The sequence below is a fragment of the Helicobacter sp. genome, from assembly GCF_029067145.1.
GTDB lineage: Bacteria > Campylobacterota > Campylobacteria > Campylobacterales > Helicobacteraceae > Helicobacter_D.
Window position 1 is genome coordinate 1 of sequence record NZ_JAIEFA010000093.1, and the last position, 21,170, is coordinate 21,170.

24 protein-coding genes and 1 pseudogene are annotated in these 21,170 nt (G+C 37.9%); 24 read left to right on the forward strand and 1 reads right to left on the reverse strand.

All coding sequences use genetic code 11. The features are described from left to right. Positions 1-344: 344 nt before the first annotated feature. From K2N75_RS08765 to K2N75_RS08830, 14 genes are all read left to right on the forward strand, one after another. Positions 345-1,220 (forward strand): DNA adenine methylase, encoded by an 876-nt coding sequence (locus tag K2N75_RS08765; protein ID WP_297680187.1) that lies wholly within the window; start codon positions 345-347, stop codon positions 1,218-1,220. Next, on the forward strand, positions 1,213-1,710 hold the full coding sequence (locus tag K2N75_RS08770) for a hypothetical protein (protein ID WP_297680185.1): 498 nt from the start codon (positions 1,213-1,215) through the stop codon (positions 1,708-1,710). Before K2N75_RS08765 ends, K2N75_RS08770 begins: the two co-directional genes overlap by 8 nt. A gap of 48 nt (positions 1,711-1,758) precedes the next feature. Beyond that, positions 1,759-1,947 carry a hypothetical protein gene (locus K2N75_RS08775; protein WP_297680183.1) on the forward strand — a complete coding sequence of 63 codons (189 nt, stop codon included), beginning with the start codon at positions 1,759-1,761 and terminating at the stop codon, positions 1,945-1,947. A 166-nt stretch (positions 1,948-2,113) separates the two neighbouring features. After that, on the forward strand, positions 2,114-2,587 hold the full coding sequence (locus tag K2N75_RS08780) for a flavodoxin (protein ID WP_297680182.1): 474 nt from the start codon (positions 2,114-2,116) through the stop codon (positions 2,585-2,587). Between the two features lie 77 nt (positions 2,588-2,664). Beyond that, positions 2,665-3,264: a LemA family protein gene (locus K2N75_RS08785; RefSeq protein WP_297680181.1), complete on the forward strand. Its 600-nt coding sequence runs from the start codon at positions 2,665-2,667 to the stop codon at positions 3,262-3,264. A 29-nt stretch (positions 3,265-3,293) separates the two neighbouring features. Continuing rightward, positions 3,294-4,793: a M48 family metalloprotease gene (locus K2N75_RS08790; protein WP_297680180.1), complete on the forward strand. Its 1,500-nt coding sequence runs from the start codon at positions 3,294-3,296 to the stop codon at positions 4,791-4,793. A gap of 91 nt (positions 4,794-4,884) precedes the next feature. Then, complete coding sequence (locus K2N75_RS08795; protein WP_297680179.1) at positions 4,885-5,208, forward strand: hypothetical protein; 324 nt, start codon at positions 4,885-4,887, stop codon at positions 5,206-5,208. Positions 5,209-5,381: 173 nt separating this feature from the next. Next, positions 5,382-5,519 (forward strand): hypothetical protein, encoded by a 138-nt coding sequence (locus K2N75_RS08800; RefSeq protein WP_297680178.1) that lies wholly within the window; start codon positions 5,382-5,384, stop codon positions 5,517-5,519. A gap of 291 nt (positions 5,520-5,810) precedes the next feature. Next, positions 5,811-6,770, forward strand: coding sequence for an alpha/beta hydrolase (locus K2N75_RS08805; protein ID WP_297680189.1), 960 nt, complete (start codon positions 5,811-5,813; stop codon positions 6,768-6,770). A gap of 15 nt (positions 6,771-6,785) precedes the next feature. Next, positions 6,786-7,349, forward strand: a complete 564-nt coding sequence (locus tag K2N75_RS08810; protein ID WP_297680177.1) for an NAD(P)H-dependent oxidoreductase — start codon at positions 6,786-6,788, stop codon at positions 7,347-7,349. 30 nt (positions 7,350-7,379) lie between these two features. Next, entirely contained in the window at positions 7,380-7,799 is a 420-nt protein-coding gene (locus K2N75_RS08815) for a MerR family transcriptional regulator (protein ID WP_297680176.1), read from the forward strand. Further along, positions 7,799-8,920: an aldo/keto reductase gene (locus tag K2N75_RS08820; RefSeq protein ID WP_297680175.1), complete on the forward strand. Its 1,122-nt coding sequence runs from the start codon at positions 7,799-7,801 to the stop codon at positions 8,918-8,920. The genes K2N75_RS08815 and K2N75_RS08820 overlap by 1 nt, the downstream gene beginning before the upstream one ends. Positions 8,921-9,005: 85 nt before the next feature. Beyond that, on the forward strand, positions 9,006-10,139 hold the full coding sequence (locus K2N75_RS08825) for an aldo/keto reductase (protein ID WP_297680174.1): 1,134 nt from the start codon (positions 9,006-9,008) through the stop codon (positions 10,137-10,139). 110 nt (positions 10,140-10,249) lie between these two features. Further along, positions 10,250-10,867, forward strand: a complete 618-nt coding sequence (locus K2N75_RS08830; protein WP_297680173.1) for a sugar O-acetyltransferase — start codon at positions 10,250-10,252, stop codon at positions 10,865-10,867. Positions 10,868-10,926: 59 nt separating this feature from the next. On the opposite strand, the gene K2N75_RS08835 is transcribed toward K2N75_RS08830, so the two are convergent. Next, positions 10,927-11,472, reverse strand: coding sequence for an Rrf2 family transcriptional regulator (locus K2N75_RS08835; protein ID WP_297680172.1), 546 nt, complete (start codon positions 11,470-11,472; stop codon positions 10,927-10,929). An 86-nt stretch (positions 11,473-11,558) separates the two neighbouring features. Here K2N75_RS08835 and K2N75_RS08840 point away from each other — a divergent pair, with 86 nt between their 5' ends. The 10 genes and pseudogenes from K2N75_RS08840 to K2N75_RS08885 all read left to right on the forward strand — a co-directional run bounded on the left by K2N75_RS08840 (position 11,559) and on the right by K2N75_RS08885 (position 21,029). Next, on the forward strand, positions 11,559-13,067 hold the full coding sequence (locus tag K2N75_RS08840) for an MFS transporter (RefSeq protein ID WP_297680171.1): 1,509 nt from the start codon (positions 11,559-11,561) through the stop codon (positions 13,065-13,067). Positions 13,068-13,211: 144 nt separating this feature from the next. Then, entirely contained in the window at positions 13,212-15,296 is a 2,085-nt protein-coding gene (locus K2N75_RS08845) for an N-6 DNA methylase (RefSeq protein WP_297680170.1), read from the forward strand. A 6-nt stretch (positions 15,297-15,302) separates the two neighbouring features. Next, positions 15,303-16,034 carry a DUF3800 domain-containing protein gene (locus K2N75_RS08850; RefSeq protein ID WP_297680169.1) on the forward strand — a complete coding sequence of 244 codons (732 nt, stop codon included), beginning with the start codon at positions 15,303-15,305 and terminating at the stop codon, positions 16,032-16,034. Positions 16,035-16,037: 3 nt separating this feature from the next. Beyond that, the gene (locus K2N75_RS08855; protein ID WP_297680168.1) at positions 16,038-16,541 is read left to right on the forward strand and encodes a hypothetical protein; all 504 of its coding nucleotides are present in this window, start codon (positions 16,038-16,040) and stop codon (positions 16,539-16,541) included. A 129-nt stretch (positions 16,542-16,670) separates the two neighbouring features. Beyond that, positions 16,671-17,597 carry a hypothetical protein gene (locus K2N75_RS08860; protein WP_297680167.1) on the forward strand — a complete coding sequence of 309 codons (927 nt, stop codon included), beginning with the start codon at positions 16,671-16,673 and terminating at the stop codon, positions 17,595-17,597. Between the two features lie 83 nt (positions 17,598-17,680). Beyond that, positions 17,681-18,070 (forward strand): annotated as a pseudogene (locus tag K2N75_RS08865) (restriction endonuclease subunit S); the annotation flags it as partial. A gap of 161 nt (positions 18,071-18,231) precedes the next feature. Beyond that, a complete protein-coding gene (locus K2N75_RS08870) occupies positions 18,232-18,357 on the forward strand; it encodes a hypothetical protein (protein WP_297680166.1) in 126 nt (41 codons plus the stop codon). 28 nt (positions 18,358-18,385) lie between these two features. Further along, positions 18,386-18,964 carry an NAD(P)H-dependent oxidoreductase gene (locus tag K2N75_RS08875; protein WP_297680165.1) on the forward strand — a complete coding sequence of 193 codons (579 nt, stop codon included), beginning with the start codon at positions 18,386-18,388 and terminating at the stop codon, positions 18,962-18,964. A gap of 92 nt (positions 18,965-19,056) precedes the next feature. After that, positions 19,057-20,124, forward strand: a complete 1,068-nt coding sequence (locus K2N75_RS08880) for an aldo/keto reductase (protein ID WP_297680164.1) — start codon at positions 19,057-19,059, stop codon at positions 20,122-20,124. Positions 20,125-20,156: 32 nt separating this feature from the next. Continuing rightward, entirely contained in the window at positions 20,157-21,029 is an 873-nt protein-coding gene (locus K2N75_RS08885) for a carboxymuconolactone decarboxylase family protein (protein ID WP_297680163.1), read from the forward strand. The last annotated feature ends 141 nt before the right edge of the window (positions 21,030-21,170 follow it).

The following is a 21,170-nucleotide window of genomic DNA, read 5'->3' on the forward strand; positions in this document are numbered from 1 at the left end:
GAATCCAATGCGAACTATACTACCCTTTTGCCAGAATTTCAACAACTCCTTAATAATAGCGAAACTTGGGGAAGCAAATGGTATCAAACCCATATCCAAGCTTTGATAAAAAATATAGAATCTTAAAATAATTTTCTGCCTCAACCTCTTGACAGACATTAAGTGTCAGGCTTTATAATTATCCAATCTTTTTAAGATTCTATCAACAAAGGAGTAAAAATAACTTGCGTGGGTTTAAAGCCGCGCATTAGTTAGGTGGCACGAAAATCAATATGAATTTATTTGTCAAGAGTTTTGTAAGGGCTGGAATGGTAGAATTTGGCATTATCAAAAAATGAGGCACGATGACGATACAAATAAACTTTGCAAAGTTTCAAAATGTAGAATCTAAGCCATTTATCAAATGGGCTGGAGGCAAAAGGGCATTAGTAGATTCTATTATTACTTCTATGCCAAGAAATTTTAATGCCTATTTTGAGCCTTTTTTGGGTGGCGGTGCATTATTTTTTGCTCTTAAAAATCAAGGATTTTTAGAATCTAAAGCACTTTATTTAAGCGACAAAAATAGCGAATTAATTAACACTTATCAAGTTATTCAAAAGAATCCCAAAGCCCTTTTAAAAGAATTAGAATCTTTGCAAAAAAATCACAATAAAGAGCTTTTTTATAATATTCGTAATCTTGATAGGAATAAAGATTTTGCGCATTTAGATTCTATTTTCAAAGCCGCAAGATTTATTTATCTCAATAAAACTTGTTTCAATGGACTTTGCCGCTACAATGCAAAGGGCGAGTTTAACACCCCAATGGGAAGCTACAAAAATCCTAAAATTTATGATGAAAATGTGGTTTTAAATGCTTCAAATGCTTTGCAAGGGGCGCAGATTCTGTGTTTAGATTTTGCAGAGGGAACAAAATTAGCAAAAAGCGGAGATTTTGTTTATTTTGACCCGCCCTATTATCCACTTAGTAAAACTTCAAGTTTTGTCAGCTATACAGATGTGTTTTTAGAAAAGGAACAAGAGCGTTTGAGTGGGGTTTTTAGAGAGTTAGATTCTAAAAATGTGAAAGTTTTGCAGAGTAATTCAAACACCGCCTTTATTAAAGAGCAATACAAGGGCTTTAAAATGTTAGAGATTCAAGCAAAACGAGCGATAAATTGTAAGGGCAAGAAAAGAGGCGATATTACAGAATTGCTCATTAGGGGAAATTATGAGTAAAAATAGTGGAAGTTGGGAAAAGATTTTTGCAGATTTGCAGATTTCAAAGCACGATTTTAACAATGCTCCTTTTGTTATTATTGCTGAGCAGATTAAACAATGTGTAAAAGATTTTAGCAAGACTTCACAGAAAGAAGTTCGCATTTTATGCAAACAAGATTCCAAGGAAGAGAGACCGCAGATTTTTATTGATAATGAGCTTTTTATTTTGCCTATAAAAAATGGTGAATATATCCTTTGTAAGGGCGATGGATACATTGACATTCCAAGCATAAATACAGAATCTATTATTTATAAAAGCAAGCTTGATTTTGAGCTAAAAAGTGCTAATGTGGGTGATTCTGAAATGCAGCATTTAGATTTTGCTTATGCCTCATCACTCATTCGCACATTCTTAAATGATGAAAGCCTTGTTTTAAGCATACGAGGCAGAAAATACACGCCTCCATTTTGCTTTGACACAAATCTTTATAAAAACATCGCAGTGTAAAGCGTTCAAACTGAAGTAGATTCTGGTTTTGAGGGCAGGGATAAAATCGTGCTTGTTGAAGCAAAAAATAGTCATACAAAGAATGTGATTATCAGACAGCTTTACTATCCTATGAGACAATGGCATATCCACACACAAAAGGAAGTCGTTACGCTCTTTTTTGAAAAACGAGGCGATGAATTTTTGATTTGGGAATTTGGATTTAGGGACATACAAAATTACAATAGCATTTTTTAAAAAAAGAGCGCGAAATTTAAAATCGTGTGAAGTCCCATATCCAAACAATGCTAAAAAATATAGAATCTTAAAATAATTTTCTACCTCTACCCCCTTGACAAACACTAAGTATTAGGATTTATAATAACGCAACTCGTTTAAGATTCTGTAAATTAAAGGAGCAGAAATGAAAGTATTAGTTGTATTTTTTAGTGCAAGTGGAATCACAAAGGAAGTCGCGCAAACTTTAGCAGAAGCCGCAAATGCGGAAGTTTTTGAGATAATCCCCGCAGTTCCTTATTCTCAAGTGGATTTGGATTGGAGAGATGAGCAGAGCCGCAGCACTTTAGAGTGCAAGGACAAAGCCTCGCGCCCAAAAATTGCTAAAGACATAGAGATTTCAAGCTACGATACGATATTTATTGGATTCCCTATTTGGTGGTATAGTGCGCCACAGATTATTTTTACCTTTTTAGAATCCCACGATTTTAGTGGCAAAGTCATCGTGCCTTTTTGCACAAGCGGTGGAAGCGATTTGAGCAATGCCCCGCGCGATATGGCAAAGTGCGCTCCTAATGCAATTTTTAAAGAGGGCAAACGCTTTAACTTCGGCACAAGCAAGGCAAAACTCACAAAATGGCTTGAGGGTTTAGGGATTTAAGAATGCTCATAGCATAAAAGGATTTTAACTTATTTAAGATATAATCCGTGCTTTAAATTGCAACAAAGGAGCAAAGAATGGTATTTGGGAGTATTCTTATCATTGTTGGTATTATTGCTTTTGGAGTGATATGGCTTATTGGTGCTTATAATTCTCTAGTAACCTTAAAAAACCGCGCACAAAATGCTTTTTCGCAAATTGATGTGCAACTCAAGCGGCGATATGATTTAATCCCAAATCTCATTGAAATCGCTAAAAAATATCTAAGCCACGAGCAAGAAACTTTGATGAAAGTCATAGAGGCAAGAAACACTGCAAAAGGCGCATTAGACAATGTTGCAAAAAATGCACCAGATGCTATCAATGCACTGAATAGTGCTGAAAAATCTTTGCAAAACGCCTTGATGAATTTCAATATGACAATGGAAGCCTACCCTGACTTAAAGTCAAATACTACGATGATACAGCTAAGTGAGGAGTTAGCTTCCACAGAGAATAAAATTGCTTTTGCGCGTCAAGCCTATAATGATAATGTAACAAACTTCAATACCTGCAGACAAATCTTTCCAAATAACATTATTGTAGGATTCTTTTCGCAATTCGCGAAAGATTTACCCCTGTTAGAGTTTGAGGAGAATCGCGAGGTATTAAACCAAGCACCCAAAGTGCAGTTTTAAGGTTTTTTGCAATCTTATAGGGTGTGCTTATGGATTTAGTAGATTCTATTTTTTTGGATAATCATTTTCTTTTAGCCTTGCCTCTAAGCGTTAAGGCTTTGCTTATGGCATTTATCATTGTGGTGTGGATAGTTACCTATAATAAACTTCCCAAAAAAAGTGGTATTTTGTTTCAAAGTCTTGCTACTTTCTTTGCGATTTTGTTCATAATTTTGTTGCTTAATTCTTCTTCACAAATTGTAGATTTCCTAAATTCTTGCACAATGTTTTTTGCAGACATACGCACATCTCTAGGTTTTGATGCGCCCACTCGGTATTTTTTTAATATCAAAACCCTCATTGCACTTCTTGTCTTTGTCGCATTCTGCACACTCATTTTGTTTTTTATCACACGCACTATTTTGGGTAGGGAAGTGAAGCTATCCAATACATTTTGGGAGCATAAAGACACTGCACAATCTAAGATTTTGTGGTGCAATGCTCTCTTTTTCATAATGCTTTTTTTGATTTTTTTGACTGCTTTTTCTTGTTTTGGGCTCATTTTTACTGCGCTAGATAATCCTAGTCAGTTTAATGTAGCTGTGCCATCTCCTTTTGATTTGCCACCTAGAAAAATGGTTCTTGTAGCGGATAATTCTTCTGAAAATTTCCTTATTTCTCTAATTTTAGCATTTATTTTAGTTACGGTGATTTTTTGCACCTTTATTTTTCAAAAATTCTCTTTAGCAAAGCACAGCATTGACAAACTCGCAAAAACACTCAATGCCACAGAAATTACAGAATCTAGTAACTTAGAACAAAAAGAACAAATGCTTTTAAATGTGATTACAGAAATGGCAATTGCCTCTTCTTGCCCTATGCCACGCGTGTTTATTCTCAAAGAGGAGAAAGGTATCAACGCAATGTGTAGTGGGGAATATTTTGGCAAAGAGAAAGAAAAAATAGCGATTTTTGTAACGCAAGGTGCGCTAAATACTCTAAGCCGAGATGAGTTGCAAGGTGTGATAGGGCACGAATTTTCACACGCCTTTCATCGTGATGTTGCGCTCAATCTTAGAATCTTTGCACTTGTATTTGCTCTAAGCCGCTTAGTGGTGGTGGGTGAAGTATTGCTTAGGGCGGTGTCCGATAGTTCTAAAAGAACTTCTCGCTCTAAAGACGATGGTAAAGGCTTTGCTTTGCTTGTTGGCATTGCACTTGTGTTTTTTGCACTTGGATATATCGGTATGTTTTTTGCACAAATCATTCAAGCAGCAATTTCGCGTCAAAAGGAATTTCTAGCTGACGCCTCAAGCACACAATACACACGCAATCCTCAAGGTATAAAATCCGCTTTGCAAACAATCGCACAGGTTTCAAGCACTTATGAAGCAGGTGAAGATTCTCCAAAAAAGCCCACCTATCTTATCAACCCCAAAGCAAGTTCTTGTGCACATATGTTTTTCCTGCCTTGCCGCGCTATGATTTTTGCCACACACCCACCCTTAGAGCAACGAATCCTACGCCTAGAACAAATGGGCGCAAAATAATAGAATCATTTCATCATTTTTCGCTTCTTCCCTTGACAAACACTAAGTGTTAGGATTTATAATGTCATCTAAAAAGGATTAAGAGTGTCAATTGATTCCCCCAATTGATTCCCCCAATCGTAGAATTTTTCTCCAAAAAATAGTTACCTTAAGCACCGCGTTTGCGATTCCAAGTTTTGCAAAGACAAAAAGCAAAGGTAGAATCGCAATTGTTTATTATTCGCACACACAGATTTTTGCAATGTATTTGCAAGGCAGGCTTGGAGCGGATTTGTATAGAATCCATACCGAGCAGGATTATCCAAGTGATTATCAAGTAATGGTGAAACAAGCCGCGCTAGAGCAAAAGAAAAACTACAAGCCCAAACTAAAAGAGGATTTGATGTTTTTAAACTCCTACGATATTTACTTGTAGGCACTCCTTTGTGGGATTTGAGCCTTTCCTCTCCGATTCGCACTTTATTGACAAAAACTAATTTGTAGAGCAAAAAGATCGCACCTTTTATCACCCACGCAGGATATAAGTTCAGTCGCGCGTTAAAAGACATAGAACCCCTCACAAATGCAGATATTCTTCAAGCCTTTGAAATGCAGTTTGCTAAACTAGAAAAGACGGACAAACACCTCAAGCAATTCAACGAAAATCTGCTAATCAATGGAACAGCATTTAATCTCTTACCCCAAAAGAAAATAGAATCTTGGCTTTTGGATTTAAAAATCCTGTGAGATTCCACCTCATCTTGTAACCATACTTTTAATGCGATTCTAAAACAAGGCTAAAAATTATAAAATCTTGAGTTTTTCTTGACTGATAGTTACTCTTATCATTTATAATTTTGTTGCCATTTCAAAAAGAAACAAAAATAACGCACGAATAACTAGCGCAATGTGGAATCTCGTTAGGGATTCAATGTAGTGTATTGAAAGTTATATAGAATTTGAATCAAGGAGAAAAATATGGCAAAGTTAGGTAAATTTTTGGTGTTTTTATGGATACTATTTCTAGGAGGTGTAGCAATGGCAGCAGATAAAAGTTGGGATAAAGTTTTCGCAAAAAGCGAACAGGTTGAGGTGCAGAAAGTGAAGTTTAAAAACCGCTATGGAATCGAGCTTGTTGGGGATTTATATGTTCCGAAAAATGCAGGCAAGAATCTCCCTGCAATCGCAATCAGCGGACCTTTTGGTGCAGTCAAAGAACAGGCGAGCGGATTCTATGCCCAAACGCTCGCACAAAAAGGTTTCATCACTTTAGCCTTTGACCCGTCCTACACAGGCGAGAGCGGCGGAGAACCCCGCAATGTCGCCTCACCGGACATCAACACAGAAGACTTTAGCGCAGCAGTGGATTTTTTGAGCAACCACGCGAATGTGGATTCTAAACGAATCGGAATCTTAGGCATTTGCGGATTTGGAGGATTTGCGCTCAATGCAGCAGCAATGGATACGCGCATTAAGGTTGTCGTAACCTCAACAATGTATGATATGACGCGCGTAACTGCAAAAGGATACAACGACACAATGGACGCAAAGGCGCGCCAAGAGTTGCGGCAGAATCTGAATAAGCAGCGCACAGAGGATTTTAAAAAGGGCACTTTTGCAAAAGCGGCAGGCTTGCCCGAAAAACTCAGCGGTAAGGAGCCATTGTTTATCAAGGAATATTTTGATTATTACAAAACCCCGCGTGGATTCCACGCGCGCGCGATTAATTCCAATGGTGCGTGGAATCTCACTTCGTCTTTGTCATTAATGAATATGCCGATTTTAGCATATAGCGATGAAATCCAAAGCGCGGTTTTGGTGATTCACGGCGAAAAGGCGCATAGTAGATATTTTAGCGAGGACGCGTTCAAGAAACTCAAAGGCAAGAACAAGGAATTGCTGCTTATCAAAGACGCAAATCATGTGGATTTGTATGATAATGCGCAAAAGATTCCGTTTGAAAGAATCGCGCAGTTTTTTAACGAGAATCTGAAATAAAAATAAGGAGTCAAAATGAAAAAATTGCTGCTACTTAGCCTAATCTTGCTTGCAAGTGCTTTTGCCGATGAAACAAAAATCAAAACACTTGTGATTGTTTCGCACCCCTATCCCGAGCATTCTACATTTATCAAGGGCTTAGAGCAAGCTGCTAGGAATGTCAAAGGCGTAGAAGTGCGGAATCTCGAGCAAATTTATGGCTATGACACACGCGCCATCGATGGCGACAGAGAGCGTCAAATCACGCGCGAACATCAAAGAATCGTCTTTTTGTTTCCCACGCATTGGTTTAATATCACGCCGATGATAAAAGCCTATCTGAACGAGACTTGGGGCAGCGTGGGACCGGGACTTTGGCAAGGCAAACAAATGCTTGTCGTCTCCACAGCAGGCGGTGGGCGCAGCACGTATGGCAAAAATGGTAGAGTGGGTGTGGAGCTTAAAGATGTCTTTTTACCGATGAAAGCAAGTGCCTTGCATTGTGGTATGGAATACCTAGAACCTTTGGTGTTTGAGGGTGTTAATTCTAGCCAGCTAGAAAGTTACAAACAAAACTTGATTGAGAGATTGGAAAATTAAAATTGAATTAATAAAAATACAGGAGGGAAAATGGCTTGGACAATTATAGAAGTCTCGAAACAAACAGGAATTTCGCCACACACCCTAAGATTTTGGGCAAAAAAGGGAGTGTTTGAAACAATGATAGACAAAGACGAAAATGGAGTGAGGTATTTTGATAATAAAGCGGTGAAATGGGTTTTGTGGGTTAATTGTTTAAGAAATGCAGGAATGAGCCTAAAAGACATTAAGAAATATGCGACACTACTTACACAAGGCATACATAGTGCGCAGGAAAGAAAAGAAATGCTTGTAAAACAAACACAAGCACTCAAGAAACAGCTTTTGACAATCAATGAATCTATGAAGATGTTAGAAAAGAAAATCGGTATTTATGATGAAATGATTGCAACAGGCGTGGATTTGCTCAATCCACTCAATACACAAGATTATAACTGCAAGGAAAAATAATGAAAAATCAAAATCGTAGAGAATTTCTAAAAACAAGTGCAGCACTTGCTGCAATGGCATTTTTAGGCACACAAACTTTTGCAAATACTAAGGAGGCAAAAATGACAAAAACAGCGATTCCACAACGAAAAATCGGGGATTTTAAAGTCTCTGCAATCGGCTTAGGTTGTATGGGAATGAGCGCAAATCACGGAGAGCCACGCGATAAAAAAGAGATGATTAAGCTGCTGCATAAAGCGGTGGATTTGGGATATACATTCTTTGACACTGCCGAAGTGTATGGACCACATACAAATGAAGAGCTACTCGGCGAGGCTTTAAAAGGCTATAAAGACAAAATTATCATCAATACCAAATTTGGCTTTTATTATCCCTTTGGCAAGCAGCAGCTAGATTCTAGCCGCAAGTCTATTATACGTGCTGTTGATGGGAGCTTGAAGCGCTTACAGAGGGATTGCATTGACCTTTATACGCAACACAGAGTGGATATTGACACGCCCATTGAGGAAGTGGCAGAGACGATGAAAGATTTAGTCAAAATGGGTAAAATCAAGGCGTGGGCATTAGGCGAAGCGGGAGTTAAGACAATACAGAGGGCGCACAAAGTCTTTGCCCCTGTGGCAATGCAAAGTCAATACTCTATGGCATTTCGCGACTTGGAGAAAAATGGCATAATGGACACTTGCGAGAAGTTAGGAATCACGATTGTCGCTTATTCTCCGCTTGATAGAGGATTTTTAGGTGGGGATTTCACAAAAGATACGAAATTTCACCCCACCCTTGACTTCCGCGCGTCTATGCCGCGTTATACCAAAGAAGCCCTAGAGGCAAACCAAAATGTGATTGAATTTATCAAAAAAGTAGCACAGAGCAAAAGTATCAATGGCAAACCTGCTACCATTGCACAAGTTTCTTTAGCGTGGATTCTCTCTAACAAAAGCTTTGTTGTGCCAATCCCTGAAACAACAAAAATCCACAGACTAGAGGAGAATCTAAATGCAAGTTTATTGCACTTTAGCCCAAGCGAGTTAGAAGAAATGAACAAGGAGTTAAGTAAGCTTGTAATTGTAGGCGATAGATATGCTCCCGGAAGTGATGCAGCAAAGAGTGTGGGGCTGTAGATTTAAAATCTTATTTGCACCTTGACAAACACTAAGTGTGAGGGTTTATAATGTCAAATATATTTCATAGTATAAAGGATAAAAAATGCAAAAACACTTAACAAACACAGCTTCACATTCTCGGCGGGATTTTTTGAAAACTTCTGCAATGCTTGGCATTGCTTTAAGCGTAGGCTCATTGCCGCTTTTTGGTGCGGATTCTAAAATCCAAATGCCCACACGCACACTAGGTGCAGGAAGTTATGCCTTTAGCGTTTCTGCCCTCGCCTTTGGTTGTATGGGGCTAAACTACCACCGCTCGCAAAGCTTAAGCAAAAAGGAATCTTTAAAGATTTTAGAAGCTGCGATAGAATCGGGCATTACGCTTTATGACACCGCGCAAGTGTATGGACCAGATAGCAATGAAATCTTGGTTGGCGAACTTTTAAAGCCCTATAACAAAAAACTTTTTATCACCACTAAATTTGGCTTTGGTAAGGACGCAAGTGTGCTAGATAGCTCACCTAAGCGTATTCGCGAAGTTGTAGAGCAAAGCCTAAAAAGACTAAATTTAGAACAGATTCCGCTTCTTTATCAACATAGATTTGACCCCAAAACACCGATTGAAGAAGTGGCAAATTGCGTGAAAGAATTAATTAAAGAGGGCAAGGTTGCGCGGTTTGGCGTGTGTGAGCTAAGCGCAAAAAGCATTGAAGCAGCACATAAAATTTGCCCCATTACTGCCGTGCAAAGCGAATACCACCTAATGTGGCGCAACCCTGAAAGTGAAATTTTCCCTACATTGGAGCGGCTAAAAATTGGCTTTGTTGCCTATTCTCCGCTTAATCGTGGCTACCTAAGTGGCAAACTCAATAGGGATTCTAAGTTTGATAAAAACAACGACAATCGCGCAACTTTCCCGCGATTCCAACCCGATGCAATGGAGGCAAATTACCAAATCATTGAGGCATTAAGAGAATTTGGCAAGGGCAAGAATCCTAATGCAAAAGATTCTAACGCCACTCCCGCACAAGTAGCCATTGCGTATCTTTTAAGCAAAAAGCCTTATATTGTCCCGCTTTTTGGCACGACAAATACCGCGCACTTAGAGGAAAATATACAGGCTTTGGACATCAAATGGAGTGAGCAAGAATTAGCAAACCTAGATTCTAAGCTTGATAAAATCACAATCGTTGGCGATAGATACCCCGCTGAACAAGCAAATAGAGTGGGTAAATAATGTTTTCACGCAGGGAATTTAGCAATCTGCGTTCAAAGCATTGATGGAGAAGCGGGGAGTAAAGTCATCAGCTCATTAGAAGTAACACAAATATATTTTAAGGAGAAACTATGAAACCAACTTTTTCAGTGCGTAGCACCCCTGCACCTAGCACAAATCGCGATATTTTCACGCGGGATTTAGCAGGGGAGCTTGTGGATACCAATGACCCCGAGTTTTTTAAGATTAAAGAGATTATTTTAGAAACAACAAGGCTTACAAGCGAGCTAAATAGCGGACATCATAGCCCAGAGAAGGTGCGGGAGCTGTTTTCGCAAATCATCGGTAAGGAAGTGGATTATAGCACTTGGATTATCCCGCCTTTTTATGTGGATTTTGGCAAAAATATCAGCGTGGGTAAAAATTTCTTTATGAATCAATGCTGCACCTTTATGGATAGGGGCGGAATCACGATTGGCGATGATGTGTTTATCGCGCCAAAGTGCAATCTCACGACAATCAACCACGATTTTAACCCCTACAATCGTCAAGCAACCTTTTGCAAACCCATTATGATTGGTAATCGCGTGTGGATTGGTATTGGCGTAACGATTTGCCCGGGTGTCCGCATTGGGGATAATTCTATTATTGCTGCTGGAAGCGTGGTAACCAAAGATGTTCCTCCAAATGTGATTGTTGGAGGCAACCCAGCCAAAGTGCTAAAAAGTATTGAGGGGTATGAGAGGTAAAAGGGATTAGCTACACTTAGTTCCATTACACCTTTAAGGATTCTATCTGCCAAGCCCCATTACAACGGCAAGCTTTGCAATTTTTTCAATAAATCGCTTAACTTTACCTTTGAAAGATAAGATTCTAAAGTGATTTGAGCCTCTTCAAAAGACGAATCCAAAATAAGATGAATGTTTTTGCCCAAAGGGCAAAGCTCATTAGGATTAGCGTGAAACTTAAAAAGTCTATTTTTGCCATTAGTCTCTTTGCCACCCATAGACTGCACGGCATTAAAAATATCTAAAAGGCTTATTTCTTGTGGTCTTTTGCTTAATGCGCTTCCACCACTGCCTCGTGCCACGCTTACTAAACTCGCAGATTTAAGTTGGGCAAGGATATTGCGGATAATCACGCTATTCACTCCCACAGAATCTGCTAAAGCCTCGCTTGTCATCTTTTTGCAATGGGCTTTGTTAGTATTTGCATTAAATTCTGAATCCTCATTAAAAAACTCCAAACACAAACAGATATGGATAGCAATACTAAAGCGTGAGGGGATTTGCATAAGATTCCTTTGATTGATTTGTGGTATTGTAGCATAAGATTGTATTGTAATACTTGACATTACAACAAAACTGCTTTATACTTCCGCTATTCCTAGTTGTAATATTATTTATTACATTAAAAAAAGGTAAAAATCAAGGAGTCCCAATGAATCTCATTCTTTTTACTATTTTACTTGCTGTATTTGTCGTGCCTAGCTCTATTTCTGGCACAGCTATTGCCTTACCCTATATCGCAGAGGATATTGGAAGCGATACCACGCTCTTACAATGGGTTGTGAATAGCTTTAATCTATTTTTTGCGTGTTTTACGCTCATTTGGGGTGCTATAAGTGATAGATTAGGTGCAAAAACTTGTCTTATTGCTGGGGTGGCAACCTATCTTTTAGGCTCAATACTCTCATTTCTCGCTCCTAGTCTGCTTTGGCTTGATGTGGGTAGAGCTTTAGCGGGGATTGGCGGGGCGAGTGTTTTTGCGTGTGGAAGTGCTATTTTAATTCGCACTTTTGAAGACAAGGAACGAGTGAAAGCCTTTGCATTTTTTGGCACAACCGCAGGGCTTGGCATTACCTTAGGACCTACATTAAGTGGATTCCTCATTGACCTTTTTGCGTGGAGGGCGATTTTTGTCTTTCATTTCCTCACACTTGGGGCTGTTTTGCTCCTTTCTCCTATGTTGCCAAAAGACATACAAAAAGAGCAAAATGCCTTTGCATTTGATAAAACAGGCGCGATTCTCTTTGTCGTCTTTATGTCAAGTTTTATGCTCTTTATTACACAAATCCACGCCCTACAAGATCCTCAAACACTTGGAATATTAGCCTTTTGTATCATTGTAGGGATAGTTTTTGGGGTACAAGAGAGAAGTTTGCACTATAAAAACATTATACCAAATCCTACCCTACACATTCCTCAACCTCTTTTAGACTTTGAAGTGCTTAAAAATACTTCGTTTTTGGGATTTAGCCTTGTAACGGTGATTGCTGGATTTAGCTTTGTCGTATTACTCACTTATTTTCCTACTTTTCTCTCTATAAACTTTGGATTCTCTGCCTCTTTTTCTGGGCTTTTTATGCTCTCCCTCACTGCGCCTATGCTATTTTGTCCCATTCTTGCAGGAAAAATGCTAAACAAAGGGGTAGATTCTAAAGCTCTTGCCCTTGCAATGTCTTTGATGATGAGCGTAGGAATCTTTGCGCTTTTAATCATCTTGCATACTCTAAGTGGCGTTACGTTGCAGCTAATGACGCTTTTAGTGCTTTTTGTTATTGGCTGTGGTATGGGATTACACGCAGGGGCGATTGATGGATTGGCTCTTGGGAGTGTAGAATCTGCTAAAAGTGGCTTAGGAGCAGGAGTGCTTAATTCCTTGCGTTTAGGCTCTGAAGCGGTGGGAGTGAGCCTCTATGGCGCACTTATGGTGGTGTTTATTACCGCAAATCTCTCCTATCTTGTGGATAGTAAAGATTCTGTGTATCCCATTGTGGAGAGTATCGCAAGTGGAAATCTTAGTTTGGTTGAAAATTCTCAAATTATTGCAAATGCATCTTTTATTTATCTGCAATCTTTTTCTTATACTTTAGGAATCTTGGGGCTTATAAGCTTTGCTTTAAGCTTGGGTGTTTGGAGATTACTTAGGAGAATAAAAAGGGATTAGCCACGCAAAGATAATGTGTATAAATCAAATGCCCCTTTAAAAGAATCTAACAAAGTAAATTTCAAGTAGGTTTTTGATAGAATCGCAGAATTTTGCAATAAATTTAAGAGAACAACAAATCCTAAAGAAAAGGATAAAAAGGCGATGAAACTTCAAGATATTTTGTTGGATTCGGATTATGCTTTAGAGCTATTTAGCCAAGATTGCATTGAGCGATTAGAATCAAGGATTACCACAAAAGAAACAAAAGCAGGTGCTTTAACCTACTATGTTTCTTGCCTTATTCGCAATAAAGAAATCAAACTCACCCCAGAAGAAGTCGTGCGCCAACTCTACCTTGATAAACTTATCAATGAATACAAATATCCAATAAGCAGAATTCAAGTGGAATACGCTGTGCATTTTGGACGTGAGGTTAAAAGAGCGGATATTGCGATAATGGATAAACTTCAAATCACAAGTGCGTATATTATTGTTGAGCTTAAAAAGCCAAAATTAAGAGATGGCAAAGAGCAACTTAAAAGTTATTGCAATGCCACAGGTGCGACTATGGCAGTATGGAGCAATGGAAGCCAAATTAGTTATTATCATCGCAAAGACCCAAATTATTTCCAAGAAATTCCTAATATCCCCACAAGCGATAAAAGCCTTAAAGATATTTTGCAAAGCAATTTTACCTTTGCAGATTTGATTGAAAAAGATAAGTTAAAGACACAAAAGAAAAGTTTGAAAAAAATTATTGTGGATATGGAAGATGAGGTTTTAGCAAATGCAGGAGTAGATGTGTTTGAAGAGGTATTTAAGCTCATCTTTATTAAGCTTTATGATGAGTTAGAGGGTGCAAGAGATACACAAAGAAATTTAGAATTTAAAAATTATGGTGAATCTGATACAGAACTAAAAGAAAAAATAGAAAAACTTTTTGCTAAGGCAAAGAAAAAGTGGGAGGGCGTGTTTAGTGATGATGAGAAAATCCGCCTAAGTCCCTCGCATCTAAGTGTTTGTATAGGCTCACTAGAAGAAGTCAAGCTTTTTAATTCTAATTTAGAAGTCATTGATGATGCGTTTGAATATCTTGTCAATAAATCTGCTAAAGGCGAGAAAGGGCAGTATTTCACACCGCGTTATGTGATTGATATGTGTGTAAAAATGTTAAATCCCAAAAAAGAAGAGAGTATGATAGATACCGCAAGTGGAAGCTGTGGATTCCCGATTCATACTTGCTTTTATGTATGGAGAAGCATTTATAAACAAAAAGGTATTGAAGCAAGTCATCTTTTTACAGCAGAGAAAAAAATTCCAGAATGCGAGGATTATGTGAGAGAAAAAATCTTTGGCGTGGATTTTGATGAAAAAAGTGTGCGAGTTTCAAAAATGCTCAATCTCATCGCAGGTGATGGGCATACAAATGTGTTATATCTTAATTCTATTGACTATATGCAATGGGAGGAATGGACGAAAAACGAGGATTGGAACGATGTGTATAATGAGGGCTTTAAAAGGCTAAAGAAACTAAGGGCAAACAAAAATGAAAATAGAGATTTTAACTTTGATATTCTTATGGCAAATCCGCCCTTTGCGGGAGATATTAAAGAAAGCAAGATTCTAGCGCGTTATGAACTAGGCAAAAATGCGAGCGGCAAGACACAAAGCAAGGTGGGACGCGATATTTTGTTTATTGAACGCAATTTGGATATGTTAAAACCGGGTGGGAGAATGGCTATCGTGCTTCCACAAGGGAGATTCAACAATTCAAGCGATAAATACATAAGAGAATTTATAGCACAAAGGGCTAGAATCTTGGCAGTAGTTGGGCTACATCAAAATGTCTTTAAGCCCCATACAGGCACAAAAACAAGCGTTTTATTCCTGCAAAAATGGGGTGGAGATGATGGAAAAGGTGGGGAGCTTTGCCCTAAAAAAGAGGATTATAATATTTTCTTTGCGACACAAAGTCTGCCTAGTAAGGATAATTCAGGCGAGAAAATCTACTATGAAAAGCTAGACTCACACGAACATTTAATCGTCAAGCACGATTTGTTTCATCCGCATTTAGAGGGCGATGAACCGATTTTACAAAAGGGCGAGAGTGAGGAAGCATTTGAGCAAAGAATGCAAGAATATAAAGCAAATTGCGAAAAATACAAAGACTTGCAATCAGATGGAATCGCTGAAGCTTTTATAGAATTTGCCAAAAGTGAGGGTTTAAGCTTTTGGAGGGAGGAGTAAGCAGAAATGGTGGAATATAAGATATTTTGTGATGAAAGCAATCATTTAGAATATAAAGATAATCCTACACTAAGGTCAAACATTATGGTTTTAGGTGGTATAAATGTGCTTTCAAAAGATATAGAACGCATTAATAAGCACATTAAATATTTAAAACATAAACATAATCATAAAAAAGAATTAAAATGGACAAAACTTATTGCTTTGCAACAAAAATTTTATGATGAAATCATAGAGTTTTTCTTTAATGAAGAAGCTCTCAAATTTCAAGCTCTTTTAATGCCTGATAAAAGAAATCTAAAACACGATATTTATAATCAAGGAAATGCTGATATCTTCTATTACAAAATGTATTATTATATTTTTAAAAATCTTTTAGAAAATGAAATTAATCAAAACATTAATACCAAGGTTAAAATATATCTAGATTATAAAGATACGCGTTGTGGCGATAGAATAAAAGAATTACTCAATGTGTTACACAATAAATTTAAAGATGCCATTAACTTTCAATGTTTTACTACTCAATCTCACGAAGCAAATTTGATTCAAGTTGTAGATATTTTTATAGGAGCTATTGCCTATAAAGCAAGAGATGATATAGAGCATAAAAGCGAGATAAAAAACCATATAGTGCAAAAAATAGAATCTCTATCCAATGCAAAGCTTGAGTTAGGCACTCCACCTTGGGAAAGCAAATTTAATATATTTAGAATAGAGCTTGGAAAAGGTAGATAATCAATGTATCCTTTGTTAGATTTTAGCTCTTGTTTATGCGAAAATGACAAAATCAATTTAGCCTATGAGCATTTTAAAAAGGATTTTATTTTAACACCCCTTTATTTAGCAGATTATATTTATATTAATCCACAATCTCATAGGAAACTAAAAGGCAAAGAAAAGATCTTTTGGCACATTACAACAAGAGAAAATAAGAATAATAAAAAAAGAGAATTTGATATACAAAGAGCCTGTAGGATATGTTGGATTAAACAAATCATCATTAATTATACTCATCAAGAAGTTAAAGCTTTTTATCATAAAGAAAAAAGAGAGATCCGCTTTTATCTATGGTTGTATAATTACGATTTTGTAGTTATTTTACAAAAACTAGGGAAAACAGACTCATTTTTAGTAACAAGTTTTTACATTGATAAAGGCTATAATAAAAAAATTTACCAAAGCCGCTATGAAGAATACATAAATAAAAAAGATCCTAAACTTAAAGGCTGTGAATGGTTTTGATAGGTAATGTTTGCAGGAGCGTTTTGGCAGCTCCAAAAGCTATAAAGCTTTGCCATCTCTTTCTACCAACGGTAGTTAAGCAGACTGATTATACACAATTTTTGATAAATGGCAAATAAGGTAATAAAAATGAATCAATATCTACAAAAGAAATTCCCACATCTTGAGTTAAGTGTGCTAAAGCTTAGTGAAGTGCAAAGGGATAATGAAAGTTTAATTTTAGGCTCTAATTTTAACAGCAATACACGGCGAAAAGCATTGCAAACTCTCAAATCAAATAACAAAGTCAGTGATTATTTTGATTTAATAAGCACTACAATTTCATCAATTACAGAACCTAGTTATATTTATGGTTTAACGCATTCTTTAGGAAATTTTTTACAAGATGTGGATTTAACACAAGATGCTTTAGGAAGCAACAAGAAAGAAGTAAAAGAAAATGATTTTATTATTTCAAGGCTTCGTTCTTATCTGCAAGAAATGGCAGTCATTCAAACAAAAAATTATAAACAATTAGTATCCACAGAATACCTTGTTTATCGCCCTAAAACAAATCTTTTATCCTCAAATACTTTAATGGTTTTTGCTTTGAGTGAAATCGTGCAAACAATATTAAATTGTAGTCAATATGGAACAGAGCACCCAAGATTTTATGAATTTGTATTCAATGAGCTACCCATACCAGATTGTGTATTTGGGCTAAATTACGAGATAGATTCTATGCTCAATAAAGCCTACCATACTCTAGAGCAAAGCAAAGTCTTATATAAAGAAGCGGAAACTTTGCTATATGTCGAATTGGGGCTTGACCCAGCTAATCCAATGCAAAGCATTTTGCAATCTCATAGCAATAACATAAACTTTCGCATTGCTACCCTAAAAGAATCCTTTCTAAAAACAGGCAGATTAGATTCTGAATATTATCAAGTCAAGTATGAAAGAAACGAAGCAATGATAAAATCTAAGCCTTATGCGAGATTAAAGGACATAGTAGAGATTAAAAAATCCATAGAGCCCGGTAGCGGGCGTATAGAGAAAGTGGAATCCCCTTTATAAGAGTAAGCAATCTTAGCACCTTTGGGATAAGCTAAACTGAAGTATTTTTAGATTCTAAGGATTTCAAAAAAGGCGAATTAGAATCATTCTATCCGAAAGCAAACACAATTTTACTTAGTAAAGATGGCAGCATAGGGATTAGCTATTGCCTAGAGAACGATTTAGAGTGCGTTACAAGCGGGGCGATTTTGCATCTGACAATTAAAAATCAAGCCCTTGTTCTACCTCAATATCTAAGCTTAGTTTTAAATGCGCTGCCTACCAAACTTCAGGCGCAAAGGGATAGCGGAGGCTCCATTATCGCACATTGGAAAATAAGTGAGATTGAAAACCTCTTAATCCCCTTACTAGAGCTTTCTATTCAAGAAAAAATAGAATCTAAAATCACACAAAGCTTTGCTTTAAGGGCAAAAAGCAAAGAGTTATTAGAGGAGGCTAAAGCAAAGGTGGAGGAAAAAATAAGTTTGCTTTAACCCGCCAATCCCCCCACCGCTTTTGTGTCTTTAAGATTCTAAAAGAGGCAATCCAAAGCAGCAATCCCACAAAGGTAACACTCGTAAGGGAGACAAAGCAAAGTACCATATAGGATAAAATACACTTGAGAAAAGCGGGGAGCAACTGCAAGGGAATGAAGATGAGTGAGAATGTTCATATATGCGAGCAAAACTGCAATCATCGTGCTTTGAACAATAAGGATTGTCGTGGTTGCACACACCCTGCATTTCTATTCTTGACAAATACCAAGTATCAGGCTTTATAATTACAAAATAAATTTTTAAGGAGAGAGAATGCAGGCATTATTACTCAATGGTTCAAAAAAATTTGGAATGGATAACGGGAGATTAAACGCCACTTTGCAAGACGTGGCAAAGCAGACTTTGGAATCTCTAGGGTTTAAGGTAACTGAAACAATCATTGACAAAGGTTACAACGCGCAAGAGGAGGTGCGAAAAATCGCGGATTCTGATGTGCTGATTTATCAAATGCCCGCGTGGTGGATGGGCGAGCCTTGGATTGTCAAAAAATACATTGATGAGGTTTATATGGAGGGTGCTGGGATTCTCTTTCAAAACGATGGACGTAGCCGCAAAGATGAAAGCCTAAAATATGGCAGCGGGGGCTTGTCTCAAGGCAAAAGAGTAATGTTTAGCGTTACTTGGAACGCACCGCTTGGGGCTTTTACAGATAAAGACGCCTTTTTTGAGGGCTTGGGAGTGGAAATCGTGTATTTGCATTTGCGTAAAGCGCACGAGTTTTTGGGAATGCAAGTTTTGCCTACCTTTATCTGTAACGATGTTGTCAAAAATCCGCAAGTGGAGCGATATATCCAAGACTATGAGGCGCATTTAAGGCGAGTATTGGGCTAGAGTATCTTTCTTTATTTTTCCAAAATCCCCTTGACAGACACCAAGTGTAATGCTTTATAATGTCATTTTATTTCTTAAAATAAGGAGGAATAATGCAAGAGCATAAAGAATCACTAAAGCGCAGGGAGTTTCTAAAAACCTCTGCAAAGTTTGGTGCAATGGCAAGTTTAGCAAGTTTGAGCGGATTTGCCTTAAGCGCGTGTGATTCTAAAGTGGATAAAACAGATTCCGCACGCAATATTCAAGGCACACAAAAAGCGGGAGAATCCCAAATTTCACAGAACATTCAAGGAGACACAATGGAATTTGTAACTTTAAATAATGGCGTAAAAATGCCTATCTTAGGCTATGGAGTTTTTCAAGTAGAACCAAAAGAAACACAAAGGTGCGTAGAGGACGCAATCAGCGTGGGATATAGGAGCATTGATACCGCACAAGCGTATTTCAACGAAGAGGGTGTGGGTGCGGCGATAAAGACAGCCCTACAAGGCGGAGTGAAGCGCGAGGAGCTTTTCATCACAACAAAGCTTTGGATTAACAACTACCCCGAAGAAAAGGCACTCAAAGCGTGTGAGGAATCTTTAGCTAAACTAGGCTTAGATTATATAGATTTAATGCTGCTTCATCAGCCCTTTAGCGATACTTATGGCGCGTGGAGAGCGTTAAGCAGATTCTATAAAGAGGGAAGATTCAAAGCCATTGGTGTAAGCAACTTTTACCCTGATAGAATCGCCGATTTTTGTTTGAATAACGAAGTCAAGCCCGCGCTCAATCAAATAGAATGCAACCCGTTCCACGCGCAGTTTGAAGCGCAAAAAGTCTTGCAAGAATATAATGTCGCTATGGAATCGTGGGCGCCTTTTGGCGAGGGTAAAAACAATATGTTTAGCAATCCCACATTAAGCGAAATTGGCAAAAAATACAACAAAAGCATTGCGCAAGTCATTTTGCGTTGGCAGATTCAGCGGGGCATTATTTGTATCCCAAAAACGACAAGAAAAGAGCGAATGATTGAAAATATCAGTGTGTTTGACTTTGCCTTAAGTGAGCAAGATATGCAAACCATTGCGGGGCTTGATAATAAACAAAGCTTGTTTTTAAACCATCAAGACCCACAAACCGCTAAATTTTTGATTGAGATTCATAAGGATAAGTTCTAGGAAGTAATAAAGGCAAAAGGAGCAAAATAAAAATGAGGCTAAAAAACAGCAAACGACGCAAATTTCTCAAAACCTCACTCGCGCTTGTGGGGTTTGGAATGAGCCTTAGTTATGCAAAAAACAACACAACTTTTGCAAAGGAGCAAACGATGAATCTTACCGCAAAAGCAGAGCAAACTTTAAAGCAACTTTTTGGCAGCACCAATGTTTCGCTTGCAAAAACTGACCCCGAGTTTTTTAGCAATTATGTTAATTTTGCATTTGACGAAGTACCGCAACATTCCAATTTAAATTTGCAGGAGCGGCTGATGATTATTTGCGCCTCTCTTGTGGCGATTCCTGCGCTTAGCGAATTTAAGACAATAGCGCAAGCTGCACTAAAGAATCAAGTCTCGCCTGTGGCGCTTAAGGAGATTGTTTATCAAGCAACTCCTTATGTTGGTATGGGCAAGGCGATTGATTTTGTTAATGCTACAAATGAGATTTTTGCAGCAAACAAAATTTCCCTGCCTTTGCAGCCCCAAAGCGCGACAAATAGAGAGAATCGTAAGGAAAAGGGGCTTGCCACACAACGTGAGCTTTTTGGCGAGGCGATAGATAAGGGTAATGCGGCAGCGCCCGCAGATGTAAAGCATATCCGCGAGTTTTTATCGGCAAATTGTTTTGGAGATTATTATACAAGAGGTGGGTTGGATTTGAAGTTTAGAGAATTGCTTACCTTTGTTTATATTCTCTCAATGGGCGGTGCAGAGCCACAGCTTAAAGGACATATTGTAGGTAATTTACGAATCGGCAATGATAGGGCATTGCTCGTTTCTGTCGTAACCGCGCTTGTGCCATACATTGGTTATCCACGAAGTCTCAATGCCTTCAATGCGATTGATGAGCTTTCGCCCTATAAATAAACCTTAGTTAAGAATCCCGAATAAACGATTATCTCTTGCTTGATAGCTTAAGTTATTTTTATAACAAAATAAACCTAAGTTAAATCGGGATTCTACCAAAAATTACTTAGGGCTTTGATATGTCCTAATATTGCATTATTA

Excerpts from the sequence above, each read along its gene's own strand:
- K2N75_RS08765 (WP_297680187.1), top strand. The coding sequence starts at position 345 with ATGACGATACAAATAAACTTTGCAAAGTTTCAAAATGTAGAATCTAAG.
- K2N75_RS08770 (WP_297680185.1), top strand. The coding sequence starts at position 1,213 with ATGAGTAAAAATAGTGGAAGTTGGGAAAAGATTTTTGCAGATTTGCAG.
- K2N75_RS08780 (WP_297680182.1), top strand. The coding sequence starts at position 2,114 with ATGAAAGTATTAGTTGTATTTTTTAGTGCAAGTGGAATCACAAAGGAA.
- K2N75_RS08785 (WP_297680181.1), top strand. The coding sequence starts at position 2,665 with ATGGTATTTGGGAGTATTCTTATCATTGTTGGTATTATTGCTTTTGGA.
- K2N75_RS08790 (WP_297680180.1), top strand. The coding sequence starts at position 3,294 with ATGGATTTAGTAGATTCTATTTTTTTGGATAATCATTTTCTTTTAGCC.
- K2N75_RS08800 (WP_297680178.1), top strand. The coding sequence starts at position 5,382 with ATGCAGTTTGCTAAACTAGAAAAGACGGACAAACACCTCAAGCAATTC.
- K2N75_RS08805 (WP_297680189.1), top strand. The coding sequence starts at position 5,811 with ATGGCAGCAGATAAAAGTTGGGATAAAGTTTTCGCAAAAAGCGAACAG.
- K2N75_RS08810 (WP_297680177.1), top strand. The coding sequence starts at position 6,786 with ATGAAAAAATTGCTGCTACTTAGCCTAATCTTGCTTGCAAGTGCTTTT.
- K2N75_RS08815 (WP_297680176.1), top strand. The coding sequence starts at position 7,380 with ATGGCTTGGACAATTATAGAAGTCTCGAAACAAACAGGAATTTCGCCA.
- K2N75_RS08820 (WP_297680175.1), top strand. The coding sequence starts at position 7,799 with ATGAAAAATCAAAATCGTAGAGAATTTCTAAAAACAAGTGCAGCACTT.
- K2N75_RS08825 (WP_297680174.1), top strand. The coding sequence starts at position 9,006 with ATGCAAAAACACTTAACAAACACAGCTTCACATTCTCGGCGGGATTTT.
- K2N75_RS08830 (WP_297680173.1), top strand. The coding sequence starts at position 10,250 with ATGAAACCAACTTTTTCAGTGCGTAGCACCCCTGCACCTAGCACAAAT.
- K2N75_RS08835 (WP_297680172.1), bottom strand. The coding sequence starts at position 11,472 with ATGTCAAGTATTACAATACAATCTTATGCTACAATACCACAAATCAAT.
- K2N75_RS08840 (WP_297680171.1), top strand. The coding sequence starts at position 11,559 with ATGAATCTCATTCTTTTTACTATTTTACTTGCTGTATTTGTCGTGCCT.
- K2N75_RS08845 (WP_297680170.1), top strand. The coding sequence starts at position 13,212 with ATGAAACTTCAAGATATTTTGTTGGATTCGGATTATGCTTTAGAGCTA.
- K2N75_RS08850 (WP_297680169.1), top strand. The coding sequence starts at position 15,303 with ATGGTGGAATATAAGATATTTTGTGATGAAAGCAATCATTTAGAATAT.
- K2N75_RS08855 (WP_297680168.1), top strand. The coding sequence starts at position 16,038 with ATGTATCCTTTGTTAGATTTTAGCTCTTGTTTATGCGAAAATGACAAA.
- K2N75_RS08860 (WP_297680167.1), top strand. The coding sequence starts at position 16,671 with ATGAATCAATATCTACAAAAGAAATTCCCACATCTTGAGTTAAGTGTG.
- K2N75_RS08870 (WP_297680166.1), top strand. The coding sequence starts at position 18,232 with ATGAGTGAGAATGTTCATATATGCGAGCAAAACTGCAATCATCGTGCT.
- K2N75_RS08875 (WP_297680165.1), top strand. The coding sequence starts at position 18,386 with ATGCAGGCATTATTACTCAATGGTTCAAAAAAATTTGGAATGGATAAC.
- K2N75_RS08880 (WP_297680164.1), top strand. The coding sequence starts at position 19,057 with ATGCAAGAGCATAAAGAATCACTAAAGCGCAGGGAGTTTCTAAAAACC.
- K2N75_RS08885 (WP_297680163.1), top strand. The coding sequence starts at position 20,157 with ATGAGGCTAAAAAACAGCAAACGACGCAAATTTCTCAAAACCTCACTC.